The sequence below is a fragment of the Pseudomonas sp. P1_C12 genome (assembly GCF_056406435.1).
This window is the reverse complement of record NZ_JBFUAE010000022.1, coordinates 1-17,506: the sequence shown is the minus strand read 5'-3', so window position 1 is coordinate 17,506 and position 17,506 is coordinate 1. Positions and strand designations below refer to the sequence as shown.

The window sequence follows — 17,506 nt, the reverse complement described above, 5'->3', positions numbered from 1 at the left end:
TCAGGCTTGAGTTCGCGGCCCCGCCCGGGCGAGCTTTGCTGATCAGGGTTTACGCGCAATGATCACCTGACTTTTCGCCACCACGGCATCCAGCGCCTGCTTGATCTGTGCACCCCGTGGCGAGGCCAGGATCGCCTGCCAGGTATCCGCCCAGTGATTGAGCAACGGATGGTCCGGGTTGCTGAAATCGACCTTGGCTTCCCAGAACAACAGCATCCACATCGACCAGTAGAATCCGTACTGGCTGTGGCTGATCACTTCCAGGCCGGCATCGCTGACCATGGCCTTGAACTGCTCTTCGCTGATGATGCGAATGTGGTTGGGTTTCTGGAAATACTCGGCCGCCGCGATATCTTTCTGCAGGTCTTCGGAGCTGGGATGCGGGACGCTCAGCAGATACAGCGCGCCCGGTTTGCCGACGCGCACCAGCTCTGCGAGGAATTGGGCCGGATCGTCCACGTGCTCGATGACCTCGGTGGACACCACCCGCGTGGCGGTTTCATCGGCAATCGGCAGCGGGTTGCAGTTGGTGACATGGCATTCGACCTCGCGGGCCGGCGTATCGCCCAAGCGCTGGCGGGTTGCCTCGACCTTGGCCGCGTCGATATCGGCGATGATGATCTTTGCCCCGCGCATCCCGCAGAAATGCACGTTGCCGCCATCGCCACAGCCGACATCCAGCAGTGTGTCCTCGGGGGTCACCGGGAAGCCGGTGAACAGTTCGCCGGTTTGCTGGTTGAACCAGCCACTGAGCATCGCGTCGTGCAGGCCGAGCATGTAGGGGTCGACTTTCTCCGCCACTGGCGCCGCGGGCGCTGTCTCTGGCTGCACAGGCGCGGGCGTGCCCGCCGTGAGTTTCTTTAAAAGGCTCAGCATGAGGTAGCTCCAGAGGATGGGACGGCTGTTCGGGAGGTGCCCAGGCGTTTGACCAGCGAGGCGCCGCGGTTGCGCATGGGCATTTCGATGTAGCGATAGTTGAGTTCGCTCAGCAGCACGATCAGGCCGCCAGCCATCAGCAACATCAGAATCGGATGGCCAGCGGGACTGGGCAGCCCGGCAGCCTGTAAACGGAAAATGAATTCACGAACCAGCAAGTAGGCCGGGATATGGATCAAGTAGATCCCGTAGGAACGGCTGCCGACCCACGTCATCAGGTTTTTGAACACGCCGCGCGGCAACAGGTAATCGCGGTTGTAAGAAGCGATCCACACCAGCAGCGCACACAACAGCGCAATCACGCCGATCCGGTAAGAAGTGAAGGTGAAACGATCCGTTGCCATGAAGCTGAGCAGCAGCGACACCGCGATCAGTGCGGCAACACCCACCCATGGACGACGCAGGAATTTTGGCTCCCAGCGCCGGTACGAAGGCTGCACGCTCCACATCGCCAACAGCACGCCAAGGGCCAGCGCGTCGGTGCGCACCACCATCAGGATCGGCGTGCGCAAGGTCAACAATTGCAGCGCCACCAACGCCAGCAAGGCCCACACCAGGTGTTTGCGCAACAGCACGATCAGCAGCGGAAACAGCAGGTAGAACTGCTCTTCCAGCGACAGGCTCCAGTACACGAAACTGGTGCCGTACTCGTAGTGATAAAAACTGTCGGCAAAGCGGAAATTGGCGTACTGGGCGACGCCGGCCAGGGTCGCCTGAAGGTTCGCGTACAGCGTGCCGAACGCGCCGGAACGGTTGAGAAAAAGACACGCCAGCAACATCAGCGCCAGCCATAACCAGGCCGACGGCAGCAAACGAAAGGCCCGACGCAACCAGAAATTGCGCGTCTGTTGCCAATACTCCCGACGCGTGGTGCAGCGGCGCAAGGCCGGGATCAGGCTGCGGGCAATGACGAAGCCCGAGATCGCGAAAAACAGATCCACGCCCCACCACGGCTGGCTGTACAGCGTGATGCTCTGCAACAACGGAACAGCCGCCGCGAACAGGCTGTCCTGCAGGTGATGAAACAGCACGCCAAGCACCGCAATGCCACGCAGCAACTCGATGTCCATGATCCGTTTTTCGTTGCTCATGCGCCCTCCTGGACATACGGTTTGCGAGCAATGATCACCTGGCTCTTGGGCATGAACCGGTCCAGCATCTGCTTGATCGCCAACCCGTCGGGCTGGGCCAGCAAGTCCTGCCATGTTTTCGCCCAGCTCTCCATCAGCGGCGGATACGGCGCCTGAATCCGGTCGCGAACCGCACCACCCAGATCGCGCCCGGCGGCCCGTTCACTGGCCCAGAAAAAAATCATGCCCATCACCCAGAAAAACCCGGTGGCCTGACGATGTTCGATGACCAGGCCCGCGTCTTCCACCAGCGCGGCGAATCGCTCGGGACTGAAAATCTGCACATGATTGGGCGATTGAAAATAACTGGCCGGGGCGATGCCTTTCTGCAAATGCTCGCCCACCGGGGACGGTACGCTCAGCAGGTAGAGCGCGCCGGGGCGGCCCATGCGCACCAGTTCGGCCATGAAGGGTTCTGGCTGATCGATGTGCTCCAGCACTTCCATGCACACGACTTTGCTCGCGCAACCATCGGCCAGAGGCAGTGGCAGGCTGTTGCTGACCAGACCTAGATTCGCCTTGTCCGACTGCGCTTGCACTTGCCGCGCCAGATCGCGGACCTTGTCGTACTCACTGTCGGTGAAGATCACCGACGCGCACTGGCGCACCGCAAACAAGGTCGCGACCCCTTCACCACAGCCGACATCCAGCAAGGTGTCGTCGGCGGTAATGGCAAACCCTTTGAGCAATTCGCCGCTGTCGCCCGAAAACCAGCCGTCATGCATTGCATCGTGCAAGCCCACATCTCTTGGCGACACACGAGATTGCTCGACCGGCAACGGCGCGGGCCGGGGCTCGGGTTTCGTCTCTGCAAAGAAACGTCTGACCAATGCGCGAATCATGCCTCAGGGGTTTCCACGACACGGTTCTCGAACAGGCGCTCAAAAAATACGCCAAGCCGTTGCTCGGCGGTGGCCTGACTGCAGAATTTCTTGAGGCTGGCCACTGCGTGCGCGGACATCTGTGCATAACGCCCCGGATCACCCTTGGCCACGTCATAGCTTGATTGGTAAGCCCTGCACAACGACGCCCAATCGGTGACGTAGCGCAAGGTACGAAACGCCCTGCGCGGGTCATGTGGCCAGGCCGTCAGCTCATCGGTGGAGTCAATCAGGAATGCATTATCGGCATCCAGATAATCGATCATCGCCGTGGTCCGTGGCGCCACGGCCGGTTTGCCACAGGACATGAACTCCATCAGCGGAAGACATTGGCCTTCGCCGTAGGACGTGTTGACCACGTAACTCGTGGCCTGCACCAGCTGCTCATAGTCCGCGTCAGCCAGATAGCCGTAAATCAGCACGACCCGGCAGCGGTAAGACTGGTTTTTGTACAAGTGGTGAAGGATGTCGGTCAGCGCTTCTTCGGCATCGTGATGCGTCAATTTGAGCACCAGCGTTGCGTCGTCCACCTCGCGAAACGTCACGCAAAAGGCACTGAGCATGTCTTCCCAATTCTTGCGCCCGTCACTGGGGTTGAACACAGAAGTGTAGATCACGCCGTCGAGGACCAACTCGTGTTCACTCGGCGGGGCCTCGAAATCAATACCCACACCTTGACGAGTGGCCACGGGGCCGAAGGCTCGCAAGTCGAGTTCACGGCTGTCTGCCAGCAACCCCTTGAGCGTCAACCGCACCTGACTGGCCAAGGGCTGACATTGCAAGTGGGCGCCGCGCTCGGAAAACCGATCCCATACCGGGGCCGGTACCGCGATGACCGGATAGTCGGTGCCCATCGCCTCGCGCACCGCATTCACGGTGTAGCTGGAATGTGTAATCGCTGCACCCGCTGCCCGCAACACCGTGCGCCAGTCATTGAGCGGGTCACCGGCAAAGGGTTCGTTGGGGATGGTGCTGAATTCCCACGCGAACACCGGCAGCGTCGGGCAGGCGAAATTGACCGGCGTGCGATGAGGCGGTGAGAACGACAGGAACACGCATTCTTCACCACGGGACAGACAGTCCATGTACAAAGCATCGACTTCGGTCTGCGGGTCGCTGACTTCTACCACTCGCCCCAGCCGCTCCAGCACGGGTCGGTACTCCTTGAGCACGAAGTAATAGCTGTACTCCGAGCGGCCAAGGTTCTGGGCAATAGTGTGCTGGTTGGTTTCCGAATGAATGATGATCAGCATGAGGCGGTATCCGTCACGGTTGCTGTCGGCAAAGCCTGTGGTGCCAGCCCGAAAAAATCCGCCATGCGTTTCTGTACCGGGGCGAAAGCGCAGTAATCGTGCATGCGCTCGACGGCGGCGAGGGACATGCGCTGATACTCCAGGGGTTGTTCCTTGGCCAGACGGTAGCTGTTTTCGTAAGCGGTTTTCAGCGAACCCCAATCCGGCCGGTAACGCAGGGTGCGGTAGATGATGCGAGTGTCCTGCGGCCAGATGGTCAGCTCTTCGCTGGACTTGACCACAAACGCCACACGCTCATCGATGTAGTCCTCCATGGCCGTGTGATCCGGGGCAATCACCGGTTTACCGCTGGCCATGAACTCCATCAGCGGCAGGCACAGCCCTTCGCAGCGCGAGGCATTGACGTAGTAACTGGCGGCTTCGTACAGCCGGGCGTATTGCGGGTCGTCCAGGTAGCCGTGCATGACCACCACCCGACAGGCGAACGGCGAAAGCTGCGCGAGCAACGTCATCAGTTCGTCGTGGTAGGACGACAGATCGCTTTGGGTAATCTTCAGCACCAGTGTCGCGTCAGGCGTTTCGCGGAACGCCCAGCAGAATGCAGTGATCAGTTGATGCCAGTTCTTGCGACCGTCACGCGGGTTGAACACGGTGACGTACACCACACCGTCAACCTGTGTTTCGACCTGGGCGGTGGTGTCCGGCCACTGTCGCGGTTCTGGCTCGGGTACTGCAATCGTCTGCGGGCCGGCGATGGCCGGCAGCCAGCCAGCGAGACGCTCATGGGCGGCATCCGACAACAAGTCGCGAATCCCTTCCCAGTACCACTGGCTTAGAAAATGCGTGCGATGCACCGGGATCGGCAGCGATTTACCTTTGTCCAGGCGCCACATATGCAGGTAATGGCGAGCAATCACCAAGCGGCGCTTGAGCGTCAGCGGCGGTGGCTTCAATGCCTCCAGCTCGGCCTCGAGCGCCGCCAGTTCCTCGGCGGTCGGCACGACGGGAATCAGTGCATCGGCACTCAGCCCGAGTGTGCGCGTATCGAAGATGCACCCCTTGATGTCCAGGGTCGAGCCGGCGCTGATCGGGACGCTGGTGTGGCGACTACGAATGTCGGCGAAGTTTTCCCACAACGGCGTCGGCAACACCAGCACCGGAAAGTCTTCACCCATGGTCCGGCGAATCGCCCGGGCGGTATGGCTGGAGAGTGTGATCACCCGGCCCTGCCGCGCCAGCATTTGCGTCCAGTCCTGACGCGGGTCGTTATCCCATTGTTCATCGGGAATCGAATCAAACTCCCAGGCCACCACGCAGATCGTCGGGCACTCAAGGTCGTTCGGGGTTTTCTGCGGCGGCGTAAACGACAGGAACAGACTGTCTTCGCCGGCGGCCAATAACTGTTTGTAGAGCGGATCGACCTCGGCGGTGGAGGACACCACATGCACTCGCCCAAGGCTTTCGAGCACAGGGCGATACGCCTTGAGCACGAAGTAGTAACTGTATTCGGGACGACCAAGGTTCTGGCTGATGGAGCTGTCGTTGATGTCCGAGTAAAGAATGAAATTCATGGCATCCCACGATGAAACCGCCATCCCGGCGGCCTCACTCTATGACGGAAAAACCATGGATCGAGCCGGCACTCGCCAGTCCTCGTCCATCGTCTTTTTGCCCGTCTACGTTCTTGTTTTAAAGGACAGATTCGCAGAGTCCCGGAACAACCCACACGAACGCCGGTTAATCGTGACGAGGGGCATTCTAAACACATCCATTGAGGATTCGTGAACCGCCCGGCGAGAATAAATCAGGCTACGCTGAGGAGAACCGATCAGTCACTTTTGGACTTGTTGAAATTACCGAGCAAATGGCACAGATTGGCTACCAAACAACTACAACAAACATTTCACCTGTCTTTCGAGCGATCATATCGACTCGTGAGACCTTTCCATGAAGACTGTGGAAACTGGATGAAATGCATGACCAAGGGGTCGCTGTTTGAAAAAGCGTCTGTTTGTCACGGGTCTGACCGGATTCGTAGGACAACACATCCAATCGCGTTTGCAGGCTGATGCCTCGGAATGGGAGCTTCTACCTGCTCCTTGTCGCTACGATCTCTGCGAGCCGGACAGCCTCGAAGGCCTGTGGCCGGAAATGCCCGATGCGGTGATTCACCTGGCCGGCCAGACTTTCGTCCCGGACGCCTTTCGTGATCCGGCGCGCACCCTGAAAATCAACCTGCTGGGCACCCTGAACCTGCTGCAAGCCCTCAAGGCGCGCGGCTTCACCGGCACATTTCTGTACGTCAGCTCCGGTGATGTCTATGGCCAGGTCACCGAAGAGCATCTGCCCATCACTGAATTGCAGCCACCCTGCCCGCGCAATCCATATGCCGTGAGCAAACTGTCGGCAGAATTCCTGAGTTTGCAATGGGGCCTGAGCGAAGGCTGGCCGGTACTGGTCGCCCGCCCGTTCAACCACATCGGCACAGGGCAGAAAGACAGCTTCGTCATCGCCAGCGCCGCCCGTCAGATCTGCCGGATCAAGCAAGGCCTGCAAGGGCCAGAGCTGGAGGTCGGGGACATCGATGTCACGCGCGATTTCCTTGATGTCGCGGACGTGGTCTCGGCCTATCTGGCCTTGCTGGAAAAAGGCACACCGGGGCAGGTGTACAACATTTGCTCGGGGCACGAGCGGAGCATTCGCAGTTTGATCGAGCAGCTGGCAGATCTTGCCCAGGTCGACCTGCAATTGGTCCAGGACCCAGCGCGACTTCGCCGCGCGGATCAGCGTCGGGTGTGTGGCAGCCCTGCCAGGCTGGTCCAGACCACCGGATGGAAGTCTGAAATCACAACACAACAATCCCTGCGGGCGATCCTGTCCGACTGGGAGAAGCGAGTACAACAAGAATGACTAAAAGTGCATTGATCACAGGTATCACCGGCCAGGATGGCGCGTATCTGGCCAAACTGCTGCTCGACAAGGGCTACAAGGTCCACGGCCTGGTGGCGCGTCGCAGCAGCGACTCGCGCTGGCGCCTGCGCGAGATGGGAGTCGAAGCGGACATCGTCTACCTGGACGGCGACATGGCCGATGCCTGTTCAGTGCAGCGCGCGGTGATCAAGTCGGCGCCGGACGAGGTCTACAACCTCGCCGCGCAAAGCTTTGTCGCGGCCTCCTGGGATCAACCGGTGACCACCGGCATCGTCGACGGTCTGGGCGTTACCCACCTGCTCGAAGCGATCCGTCAGTTCAGTGCGCACACGCGTTTCTACCAGGCGTCGACCAGCGAAATGTTCGGCCTGATCCAGGCCGAACAGCAGGACGAGAACACACCGTTCTATCCGCGCAGCCCTTATGGCGTAGCCAAGTTGTACGGCCACTGGATCACCGTGAACTACCGCGAGAGCTTCAACCTGCACGCCAGTAGCGGCATCCTGTTCAACCATGAATCACCGCTGCGCGGCATCGAGTTCGTCACACGCAAAGTCACCGACGCCGCCGCCCGGATCAAGCAGGGCAAGCAGCATGAACTGCGCCTGGGCAACATCGACGCCAAGCGCGACTGGGGCTTTGCCGGGGACTACGTCGAAGCCATGTGGCTGATGCTGCAACAGGACAAACCCGACGACTTCGTGGTGGCCACCGGCGTGACCACCACCGTGCGCGAGATGTGCCGGATCGCCTTCGATCACGTGGGCCTGAACTACCGCGATTACGTGAAGATCGACCCGGCGTTTTTCCGCCCGGCCGAAGTCGAAGTGCTGCTCGGCAACCCGGCCAAGGCCCAGCGTGTCCTGGGCTGGAAACCAAAAACCGATCTGGATACCTTGATCCGCATGATGATGGATGCGGACATGAAACGCGTCGCCAAGGAGTAGGCCATGCTGATTCCCGTGATTCTCTCCGGCGGTGCCGGGACCAGATTGTGGCCGGTGTCGCGTGAAGGCCATCCCAAACCGTTCATGACCTTGCCTGACGGCCAGTCGCTGCTGGGCAAGACCTATCGGCGGGCCGCGGACCTGCTCGACGGCTGGGGCGATATCGTCACGGTGACCAACCGCGAGTACTACTTCCAGAGCAAGGATCACTTTCGGGACGCGCACCTGGGCCGTCATCGCGGGCACTTCCTGCTGGAGCCGACGGGGCGCAATACGGCGCCGGCCATTGCCGCCGCCGCCCTCTCCCTGCAGGCCCTGCATGGTGACGACGCGATCATGCTGGTCATGCCCGCCGACCACCTGATCGTCAATGTCGACGCGCTGAAGGACGCAGTCGAGCATGCCGTGACATTGGCCAGGTGTGGTCACCTGGTGACCTTCGGTGTCGTGCCGACCGCTGCGGAAACCGGTTTTGGCTACATTGAAGCCGGCACATCGCTGGACGATAAAGGCGCTGCCAGCGTGCGGCGCTTCGTCGAAAAACCCGACCTGCAAACCGCGACGCATTACCTGGAAAGCGGCAACTTCCTGTGGAACTCCGGGATGTTCTGCTTCTCGGTCGCCAGCGTACTGGCCGAGCTGAAAACCCATGCTCCCGACCTGCTGGAGCAGACGCAGACCTGCATGACCGCCAGCGCTGCGGTGGAAAACGCCGGGAGCCTGCAACAGGAACTGTCGCCGGCCCTGTTTGGCGAAATCATGGATATTTCCATCGACTACGCGTTGATGGAGCGCTCCGACAAGGTAGTCGTCGTGCCGGCCCGTTTCGACTGGAGCGACATCGGCTCCTGGGGTGCGGTGGCCGCGCTGGTACCGGCGGATGCACAAAACAACCGCGCCGTCGGCGAGTCGATATTCATCGACAGCCACAACAACTTCGTCCAGAGCGATAACCGTCTGGTCGCGACCGTCGGTGTGGATAACCTGATCATCGTCGACACCGCCGACGCGGTGCTGGTGGCCCACGCCGACCGCGCCCAGGATGTGCGCCGGGTGGCCAGGCAGCTCAAGGATAAAGAGCACGAAGCCTATCGCCTGCACCGTACGGTCAGCCGGCCATGGGGTACCTACACCGTGCTCGAGGAAGGCCCGCGCTTCAAGATCAAACGCATCGTGGTCAAGCCCGGCGCCAAGTTGTCGTTGCAGATGCACCACCATCGCAATGAGCACTGGGTGGTGGTCGAAGGCATGGCCAAGGTCACCAACAATGGCACCGGCACGCATCTGGTGGCCAAGAACGAATCGACCTTCATTGCAGCCGGTCACAAGCATCGCCTGGAGAATCCCGGCGTGATCGACCTGGTGATCATCGAGGTGCAAAGCGGCGAATACCTGGGAGAGGACGACATCGTCCGCTTCGAAGATCAATACGGCAGGACGGTTTGAATGCTGCTTTCCCTTTACCGCACGCTGGGCAGCTATCGAGGGTTCATTCTCGGTAGCGTCCAGCGAGAGTTTCAGGCGCGTTATCGCAATTCGTTGTTCGGTGCCCTGTGGACCGTGCTCAATCCGCTGTCGATGATCATTGTCTACACCGTGATTTTTTCCCAGATCATGCGCGCGCGTTTGCCAGGGGTAGATGATGGCATGGCCTACAGCATCTACCTCTGCGCCGGGTTGCTGACCTGGGGCTTGTTCGCAGAGATCACCGTGCGCAGCCAGAACATGTTTCTGGATAACGCCAACCTGCTGAAAAAAATCAGCTTTCCACGGATCTGCCTGCCGGTGATCGTGCTGTTGAATGCCGGTATCAACTTCGCAATCATCATCGGCCTGTTCCTCGGTTTTCTGTTGATCACCGGTCGACTACCGGGCCTGGCGCTGTTGGCGCTCATTCCTCTGCTGGCATTACAGGTGATGTTCTGTGCCGGGTTGGGGATTATTCTTGGCGTATTGAATGTGTTTTTTCGCGATGTCGGGCAATTTTTCGCCATCTGTCTGCAATTCTGGTTCTGGTTGACGCCAATCGTTTACCCGATGAGCATCCTGCCCGACTGGGTGCAGCGCTTGCTGCAATTCAACCCCCTGACCAACCTGATCACCAGCTACCAGAACATCTTCCTGTACGGCCAATGGCCCGTCTGGAGTTCGTTGCTGCCGATCATGGTCGCCAGCGTATTGCTCTTCGTCATCGGCCTGCGGCTGTTTCGGCAGAGGGTCGGTGAAATGGTGGATGAACTCTGATGGGGCACATACGCGTCACCGGCCTGGGCAAGGCCTATAAACAATACCCTACCCGCTGGAGTCGACTGGCCGAGTGGCTGATCCCGTTTTCGCCGATCCGCCATCGGCAACACTGGGTGCTACAGGACGTGACCTTTCAGATTGCCCCCGGAGAATCGGTGGGCATCGTCGGGGTCAACGGCGCCGGCAAAAGCACTTTGTTGAAGATGATCACCGGCACCACCCAACCCACCTGCGGCACCATTGAGCTAGAAGGCCGCGTCGCCGCCCTGCTGGAATTGGGCATGGGTTTTCATGCGGACTTTACCGGCCGGCAGAATGCGGTCATGGCCGGGCAGCTACTGGGCATGCAAGTCGAAGAAATAGAAGCGTTGATGCCGGACATCGAACGTTTCGCGGAAATAGGCGACGCCATCGACCACCCGGTGCGCACCTATTCCAGCGGTATGCAAATGCGCCTGGCGTTCAGCGTGGCCACCGCACGGCGCCCGGACATTTTGATCGTCGACGAAGCGCTGTCGGTGGGCGACGCCTATTTTCAGCACAAAAGTTTCGACCGCATCCGCAGCTTTCGCAAAGCCGGTACCACGCTGTTGATCGTCTCCCATGACCGCTCGGCGATTCAGTCGATCTGCGACTCGGCGATCCTCCTGGAAAACGGCCACATGGCCATGCACGACACACCCGAAACCGTCATGGATTACTACAACGCCCTGCTCGCCAAGCGTGAAGGACAGACCGTGCGCCAGGAAGCCCTCGCTGGCGGCCAGGTCAGTACCATTTCGGGAACGGGTGAAGCCAGGATTCTGAGCGTGCGCTTGCTCGACCAACATGAACGCTCCATCGACACCGCCGAAGTCGGCCAGCCGGTCGTGCTGGAGGTCAATGTCGAGGTTCGCCAGGACATCGAACGGCTGGTACTGGGCTTCATGATCAAGGATCGCCTGGGCCAGGCCATGTACGGCATCAACACCCATCGCCAGGATCAGGCATTGACCGATCTGCAGGCTGGCGAGCGCGTGACCTATCGCTTTGCGTTCGTCATGGGGCTGGGCAAGGGTAACTATTCCGTGGCGTTGAGCTTGTCACGCCTGGATTCGCACCTGGACCGCAACTTCGAGTGGCGCGATTACGGGTTGGTGTTCCATGTGATCAACAACCGCCAGGAAGATTTTGTCGGCTGCTCGTGGCTGGCCGCGAAGACCACCGTCACGCGCTCGAGCGCGCCGGTCACCTCGGAGAGCACGCCATGACGCGTCTTTTGGTGGAGTGCACGCACGTATTCCAGCACCCCAAGGTCAATTCGGGCATTCAGCGGGTGGTGCGCAACGTCGTCAACCAGCTACCGGAATCGGTCGACGGTGTTGAATGCATCCCGGTTGTGATGCTCAAGGGCAAACTCTATCGGGTACTGAAACTCGGCGCGCTGAACATTCCGTTTTTCGATCAATTGATGATGTTCGGCGGGCGACTTGGCCGGCTGGCACATCGTTTCTGGCAATGGCACCAGCGGCTCGACCAACGTTTGGCATCGCGGTTCGCCCGACGCGTAGTGTACGTGGCTTATCGACTGACAGCGCTGACCTGCTTCAGCGTGCCGCTGCACCTGATCGACCAGCTCGATCAGTATCAACTGCCCAAACGTTGCGCACCGTTGCAGCATCAACCGGGGGACCAACTGGTGTTGCTGGACTCGTCCTGGCACACCGACTTTTTCCCGTTTGCCGAACAGCTCAAACGTGAAGGCGTGGGTATTGTTTCAGTAATCTACGATTTGATTCCCCTGACTCACCCGCAGTTTTACGACTCACGGCTGGTGCAGGTGTTCAACGAGTGGTTCGACTGGATCACCCAAACCGCCGATGGCTACGTGGCCATTTCCGCCACGGTGCGTGACCAGGTGCGTGAGGAAGTTCAGCGCCGTCTGGGCTCCGCCAAGGCCGCCGAGTTGTGGTTCGATTATTTCCACCTGGGCTCCGAACTCGATCTGAGGGAAGTCAACGCCACCGTGGAACCGCGTCTTGCCCGGCTGTTCGCGACATCGGAACCGGTGTTTCTGATGGTCAGTACCATCGAGCCGCGCAAGAACCACGCCTACCTGCTGGACGCCTTCGAACGGGCCTGGGCGGCAGGCTCCACTGCCCGGCTGTGCATTGCCGGGCGAGTCGGCTGGAAATGCGATGCACTGCTGGCCCGGGTCCGTAATCACCCGCAGCTGAACCAACGACTGTTCATGTTCAATGATCTGAGCGACACCAGCCTCGAGCATGCCTACACCCACGCCAGCTCACTGGTGTTTCCGTCTTTTGTGGAAGGCTTCGGCCTGCCGCTGGTAGAAGCCATGCAGCGTGGACTGCCGGCCATGGGCAGCGACATTGCGGTCTTTCGCGAAATCGGCGGCGAGTTCATGGCGTACTTCGATCTGGCCAAGCCACAAAGCCTGGCTGATCTGGTCATTGGTTTCGAGGGCAGCGGTCAATTCCCGGCCACTCGCGACGTCGCGGACTGGCGCTGGATCGGCTGGCGTGAAGCCAGTGCGCAACTGGCTTCACGCACCCTGCGCAATCTCCCGGACGTGCCGCTCATACAAGAGAGGCAACATGCGCATTGCCCTTAACGCGCGGATTCTCCAGGCGCCGCGCACCGGCATCGGCCACTACGTCGCCGAACTGGCGAACGCCCTGGCGGGTGAACCGGATATTGAATTGGCGCTGTTTCATGGCTGGGGCTGGAGTGATGTGCTGCCGGAAGCGGCCATGCCCGGTTATTCCCGACTGACGCCATTGCTGCGGCAGATTCCGGGGGCTTATCAGGCCCGACGGTGGCTGGAGCAGAAACGCTTCGATCAGGGCCGCGCGCAAGCCATCGACCTCTACCACGAACCGAGTTTGTGGCCGCTGTCGTTCGACGGTCCGACCGTCATCACCCTGCATGACCTGACTCACCTGCACTATCCCGAAACGCAGCCACCGGCGCGCTTGCGAGAAATCGAACGGCGCGTGGCCGACGGCGTGCGACAGGCAAGCCTGATTCTGACCGACTCGCAGTTCATTGCTGACGAAGCCCAGGCACATTTCGGGTTACCGACCGAGCGATTTGTCGTCGCCCCACTCGGTGTAGCCGCGCGTTTTCACCCGCGGTCCCCCGAGGCTATCGACGCCGTACTCAAGACCCATGGCGTCGAAGCGCGGGAATACTTCCTCTGTGTCGGTACCCTGGAACCGCGCAAGAATCTGTCCCTCGCCCTGCGCGCCCACGCCCGACTGACGGAATCAGTCCGTCAGCGTCTTCCATTGCTGATCGTCGGCATGGCCGGCTGGCAGCGCGAGCAGTTCAGCGAAGAATTGCACCAGGCCCTGGCCAGCGGTCATGTCTGTTTGCTCGGCTATTTGCCTGACGAGCACGTTGCACAGCTACTGGCCGGCGCCCGGGCATTGATTTTTCCGTCGCTTTACGAAGGTTTTGGCCTGCCGGTGCTGGAGGCCATGGCCTGCGGCACACCGGTCATTCTGACCAGCCGTGCGGCCATGCCCGAAGTGGCAGGCTCTGCGGGTAACTATGTTGAACCGGATGAAACCGACGGCTTGCGCGATGCAATGAGTCGTCTGATCGAGGATCTAGCGCATTGGCAGGCATGCCGAGAAGCCGGATTGCTACAGGCAAGGCTTTTTACCTGGGAAGGCTGCGCGCAAGTCACGGCCAGCGCTTACCGCCAGGCAATGGGAGGTTGAATGCGAGTTCTTCATTTTTTCAAGACGTACCTGCCTGACTCGGTCGGCGGGATCGAACAAGTGATTTTCCAGTTGTGCGAAAGCGGTGCCCTGCACGGCGTTGAAGGCAAGGTGCTGACCCTCAGTGCCGATCCGACACCGCCGGTGATGCAGATCGCTCAACATGAAGTCCATCGAGCCAGACTCGACATTCAGTTCGCCTCCACAGGGTTTTCCTGGAGCGTCTTCAAACAGTTTCGCGAGCTGGCAGCCGAGGCCGACGTGGTCAATTACCACTTTCCCTGGCCGTTCATGGACCTGGTGCATTTCGCCAGCGGCCTGAACAAACCCAGCGTGGTGACGTACCACTCGGACATCATCCGCCAGAAACACCTGCTCAAACTTTACCGGCCGCTGATGAATCGCTTTCTGCACAGCGCCGACCGGATCGTCGCTGCATCGCCCAATTACCTGCACACCAGTGATGTGCTGCAACAGTTTCAGCACAAGACCCGAGTGATTCCCTATGGACTGAACAAAGCAGGTTACCCACAGCCTGACAGTGATCGAGTGGCCCACTGGCGGCAAAAGCTCGGCGACAAGTTCTTTCTGTTTGTCGGTGTGATGCGCTACTACAAAGGTTTGCACATTCTGCTCGACGCCCTGAAGGACCTGGATTACCCGACAGTGATTGTCGGTGCCGGCCCACTGGAAGCAGAGCTGCATGCCCAGGCGACCGCCTTGGGTTTACGCAATGTCCACTTCCTCGGGCGTCTGGGGGACGAGGACAAAGTAGCGCTGCTGCAACTGAGCTACGCCATCGTGTTCCCGTCACACCTGCGCTCCGAAGCCTTCGGCATTTCGCTGCTTGAAGGCGCGATGTATGGCAAACCGATGATCTCCAGTGAGATTGGCACTGGCACCAGTTACATCAACATCCATAACGAGACCGGGCTGGTGGTGCCGCCGAGCAATCCATTGGCGTTTCGTGAGGCGATGCGCACGCTTTGGGAAAACCCGGCGCTGGCGGCGCAAATGGGCGAGAAGGCGCAGGCCCGTTATCAAAATCTGTTTACCGCGGACGAAATGGGTCGCAAATGGACGGCCTTGTATGAGGAACTGCTGGAAGAAAAAGCCCTCGCCTACGCATGAGCATCCGTGATGCCTGTGCTATGAAGCCATGTGGGCTCAGACGTGAGGATCGCCCGGCACCTTGCTCGGCGCGGCGTACTGCGGCTTGAGGTGCCCTTCTTGATCGAGTAGCCAGGCGTCCATGATCTCCCGGACGACCGGTCCGGCGACGCGGCCACCCGCCTCGCCGTTTTCGATCATCACCGAAATCACGATCTTCGGATGTTCGGCCGGGGCGAAGCCGACGAACAAGGCATTGTCGCGGTTACGCTCGCGGGTTTTCTCCCGGTTGTAACGTTCGCCCTGCTTGATCGCCACCACCTGCGCGGTACCACTCTTGCCGGCGATACGATACTGCGCCCCTGCCGCTGCGGCCCGGGCAATCCCGCGGGCATCGTGCATCACCATCTGCATACCATGGTTGACCTGCTCCCAGTCGCGCGGATCCTTGAGCAGAATATTCGGCATCGGATGTTCATCCACCGGCGCGACGCCGTCCACGGTTTTGGCCAGGTGCGGGCGATTCCACACGCCTTTGTTGGCAATCAGCGCCGTGGCCTGAGCCAACTGCAGCGGCGTAACCTGCATGTAGCCCTGGCCGATGCCGAGAATCACCGTCTCGCCCGGAAACCAGGCCTGACGGCGGGTGGCGCGTTTCCAGGCTTGGGATGGCATCAGCCCAGGGGCTTCTTCATTCATGTCCAGGGAGACTTTCTCCCCCAGCCCGAACATGGCCATGTAGTCGTGCAGGCGATCGATACCGAGCTTGTGTGCGAGGTCATAGAAATAGGTGTCGTTGGAACGCATGATCGCCGCATCCATATCCACCCAACCATCGCCGCTGTGGTTCCAGTTGCGGTACTTGTGATCGAAATCCGGTAGCTGGTAATAACCGGGGTCGAACACACGGGTCTGTGGCGTGACGACACCTGCATCGAGGCCAGCGATTGCCACTTCCGGCTTGATGGTCGAACCCGGGGCATAGAGACCACGCAGCACACGATTGAACAGCGGCCGATCAATGGAATCCCGTAGCGAAGAGTATTCCTTGGAACTGATACCGGTGACGAACAGATTCGGATCGAAACTCGGGTTGCTGACCATGGCCAATACTTCGCCGGTCGACGGATCCAGCGCGACCACCGAGCCACGGCGATCGCCCAGGGCTTGCTCGGCGGCTTCCTGCAGCTTGACGTCGAGGCTCAGGACAATGTTTTCGCCTGGCACCGGGTCAGTGTGCTTGAGCACTCGCAGCACGCGGCCCTGGGCACTGGTTTCGACTTCCTCATAGCCGACATGGCCGTGCAGTTGCGCCTCGTAGAATTTTTCGATTCCGGTCTTGCCGATGGATTGGGTGCCTCGGTACTCGACCGTATCCAGAGCCTTTGACTCTTTCTCGTTGATACGTCCGACGTAGCCGACCGAATGAGCGAAGTGCTCGCCCAATGGATAGTGCCGAACGAACTGCGGCTCTACATCAAGGCCCGGCAGGCGGAACTCGTTGACGGCGAGAATGGCAATCTGCTCTTCGGTCAGTTCATAGAACAGCGTCACGGGTACGAAGGGGTGACGAGCCTGCTTCATCACCTTGTCGAACTGCGAGCGGTCTTCAGCGGGCAGGTGCAGGAGATTTACGACTTCGTCCAGCTCTTCGCTGACATTGGAAGCACGTTCGCGGGTGATGGTCAGGTTGAAGCTGGGACGGTTGTCAGCGAGGAGTACACCGTTGCGGTCATAGATCAATCCGCGGGTAGGCGTAATCGGCAGGACATGAACGCGATTGTTTTCGGAGATGGTCGAGTGATAGTCGAATTCGACGACTTGCAGGACGTACAGGCGTACTACCAGCGCACAGGTGACAGCGGCAACGAACAAGGCGCAGGCCATGAGTCTCTTGTTGACCAGGCGTGTCTCTTTTTCGTGGTCCTTGATCGGTATCGGTTCAGGCACTTGTGCAGCAACTCATTGAAAGGAATGCCGATCCGTGGGCGCAAACTCAGTCCATTAAAAATGAGCTGCACCATAGCAAAACCGTGGAGTCAGATTTGTGTGATTTTTTTTAAAAAGCTCGCCCTGCTTTTCGAGCGCAAAAACAAAACCCCTACCTGCATGCGCAGATAGGGGTTTCGGAATTTAATCTTGACGATGACCTACTCTCACATGGGGAAACCCCACACTACCATCGGCGATGCATCGTTTCACTGCTGAGTTCGGGATGGGATCAGGTGGTTCCAATGCTCTATGGTCGTCAAGAAATTCGGGTACCGAAGCGTCTTTCGACGTTTCAGTAAATTGGGTATGTGATAGCTTATAGCTTTCGGTGTTTTGCGAGCGTCGAACTTT

The 17,506-nt window shown here is 59.7% G+C and carries 14 protein-coding genes and 1 rRNA gene; 8 read left to right on the top strand and 7 right to left on the bottom strand.

Going from position 1 to position 17,506, the window contains the following annotated elements; genetic code table 11:
- Window positions 1-42: 42 nt before the first annotated feature.
- From AC1D19_RS26970 to AC1D19_RS26950, 5 genes are read right to left on the bottom strand one after another with little or no spacing between them, the layout of a single operon-like run.
- Window positions 43-876, bottom strand: coding sequence for a class I SAM-dependent methyltransferase (locus AC1D19_RS26970; RefSeq protein ID WP_477765137.1), 834 nt, complete (start codon window positions 874-876; stop codon window positions 43-45).
- Entirely contained in the window at window positions 870-2,027 is a 1,158-nt protein-coding gene (locus AC1D19_RS26965) for an acyltransferase family protein (RefSeq protein ID WP_477765136.1), read from the bottom strand. The genes AC1D19_RS26970 and AC1D19_RS26965 overlap by 7 nt, the downstream gene beginning before the upstream one ends.
- A complete protein-coding gene (locus tag AC1D19_RS26960) occupies window positions 2,024-2,908 on the bottom strand; it encodes a class I SAM-dependent methyltransferase (RefSeq protein ID WP_477756417.1) in 885 nt (294 codons plus the stop codon). Before AC1D19_RS26960 ends, AC1D19_RS26965 begins: the two co-directional genes overlap by 4 nt.
- Complete coding sequence (locus AC1D19_RS26955; RefSeq protein WP_477765135.1) at window positions 2,905-4,200, bottom strand: glycosyltransferase; 1,296 nt, start codon at window positions 4,198-4,200, stop codon at window positions 2,905-2,907. Before AC1D19_RS26955 ends, AC1D19_RS26960 begins: the two co-directional genes overlap by 4 nt.
- The gene (locus AC1D19_RS26950; RefSeq protein ID WP_477765134.1) at window positions 4,194-5,771 is read right to left on the bottom strand and encodes a glycosyltransferase; all 1,578 of its coding nucleotides are present in this window, start codon (window positions 5,769-5,771) and stop codon (window positions 4,194-4,196) included. Before AC1D19_RS26950 ends, AC1D19_RS26955 begins: the two co-directional genes overlap by 7 nt.
- A 424-nt stretch (window positions 5,772-6,195) precedes the next feature.
- On the opposite strand from AC1D19_RS26950, the gene AC1D19_RS26945 reads away from it, so the two are divergent.
- The 8 genes from AC1D19_RS26945 to AC1D19_RS26910 are packed head-to-tail and all read left to right on the top strand — an operon-like array spanning window position 6,196 to window position 15,184.
- Entirely contained in the window at window positions 6,196-7,110 is a 915-nt protein-coding gene (locus tag AC1D19_RS26945) for a GDP-mannose 4,6-dehydratase (RefSeq protein WP_477765133.1), read from the top strand.
- Window positions 7,107-8,078, top strand: coding sequence for a GDP-mannose 4,6-dehydratase (gene gmd, locus AC1D19_RS26940; protein WP_477760257.1), 972 nt, complete (start codon window positions 7,107-7,109; stop codon window positions 8,076-8,078). The genes AC1D19_RS26945 and gmd overlap by 4 nt, the downstream gene beginning before the upstream one ends.
- A 3-nt stretch (window positions 8,079-8,081) precedes the next feature.
- The gene (locus AC1D19_RS26935) at window positions 8,082-9,524 is read left to right on the top strand and encodes a mannose-1-phosphate guanylyltransferase/mannose-6-phosphate isomerase (protein ID WP_477765132.1); all 1,443 of its coding nucleotides are present in this window, start codon (window positions 8,082-8,084) and stop codon (window positions 9,522-9,524) included.
- Entirely contained in the window at window positions 9,525-10,322 is a 798-nt protein-coding gene (locus AC1D19_RS26930) for an ABC transporter permease (RefSeq protein ID WP_477765131.1), read from the top strand. It abuts the gene before it with no gap.
- On the top strand, window positions 10,322-11,575 hold the full coding sequence (locus AC1D19_RS26925; RefSeq protein WP_477765130.1) for an ABC transporter ATP-binding protein: 1,254 nt from the start codon (window positions 10,322-10,324) through the stop codon (window positions 11,573-11,575). Before AC1D19_RS26930 ends, AC1D19_RS26925 begins: the two co-directional genes overlap by 1 nt.
- Window positions 11,572-12,939 carry a glycosyltransferase family 4 protein gene (locus AC1D19_RS26920; protein WP_477765129.1) on the top strand — a complete coding sequence of 456 codons (1,368 nt, stop codon included), beginning with the start codon at window positions 11,572-11,574 and terminating at the stop codon, window positions 12,937-12,939. Before AC1D19_RS26925 ends, AC1D19_RS26920 begins: the two co-directional genes overlap by 4 nt.
- The gene (locus tag AC1D19_RS26915) at window positions 12,923-14,053 is read left to right on the top strand and encodes a glycosyltransferase family 4 protein (RefSeq protein WP_477765128.1); all 1,131 of its coding nucleotides are present in this window, start codon (window positions 12,923-12,925) and stop codon (window positions 14,051-14,053) included. The genes AC1D19_RS26920 and AC1D19_RS26915 overlap by 17 nt, the downstream gene beginning before the upstream one ends.
- Window positions 14,054-15,184 (top strand): glycosyltransferase family 4 protein, encoded by a 1,131-nt coding sequence (locus AC1D19_RS26910; protein WP_477765127.1) that lies wholly within the window; start codon window positions 14,054-14,056, stop codon window positions 15,182-15,184.
- 36 nt (window positions 15,185-15,220) lie between these two features.
- On the opposite strand, the gene mrdA is transcribed toward AC1D19_RS26910, so the two are convergent.
- Window positions 15,221-17,113 (bottom strand): penicillin-binding protein 2, encoded by a 1,893-nt coding sequence (gene mrdA, locus AC1D19_RS26905; RefSeq protein WP_477765126.1) that lies wholly within the window; start codon window positions 17,111-17,113, stop codon window positions 15,221-15,223.
- A gap of 187 nt (window positions 17,114-17,300) precedes the next feature.
- A 5S ribosomal RNA gene (rrf, locus tag AC1D19_RS26900) occupies window positions 17,301-17,416 on the bottom strand.
- Window positions 17,417-17,506: the final 90 nt, after the last annotated feature.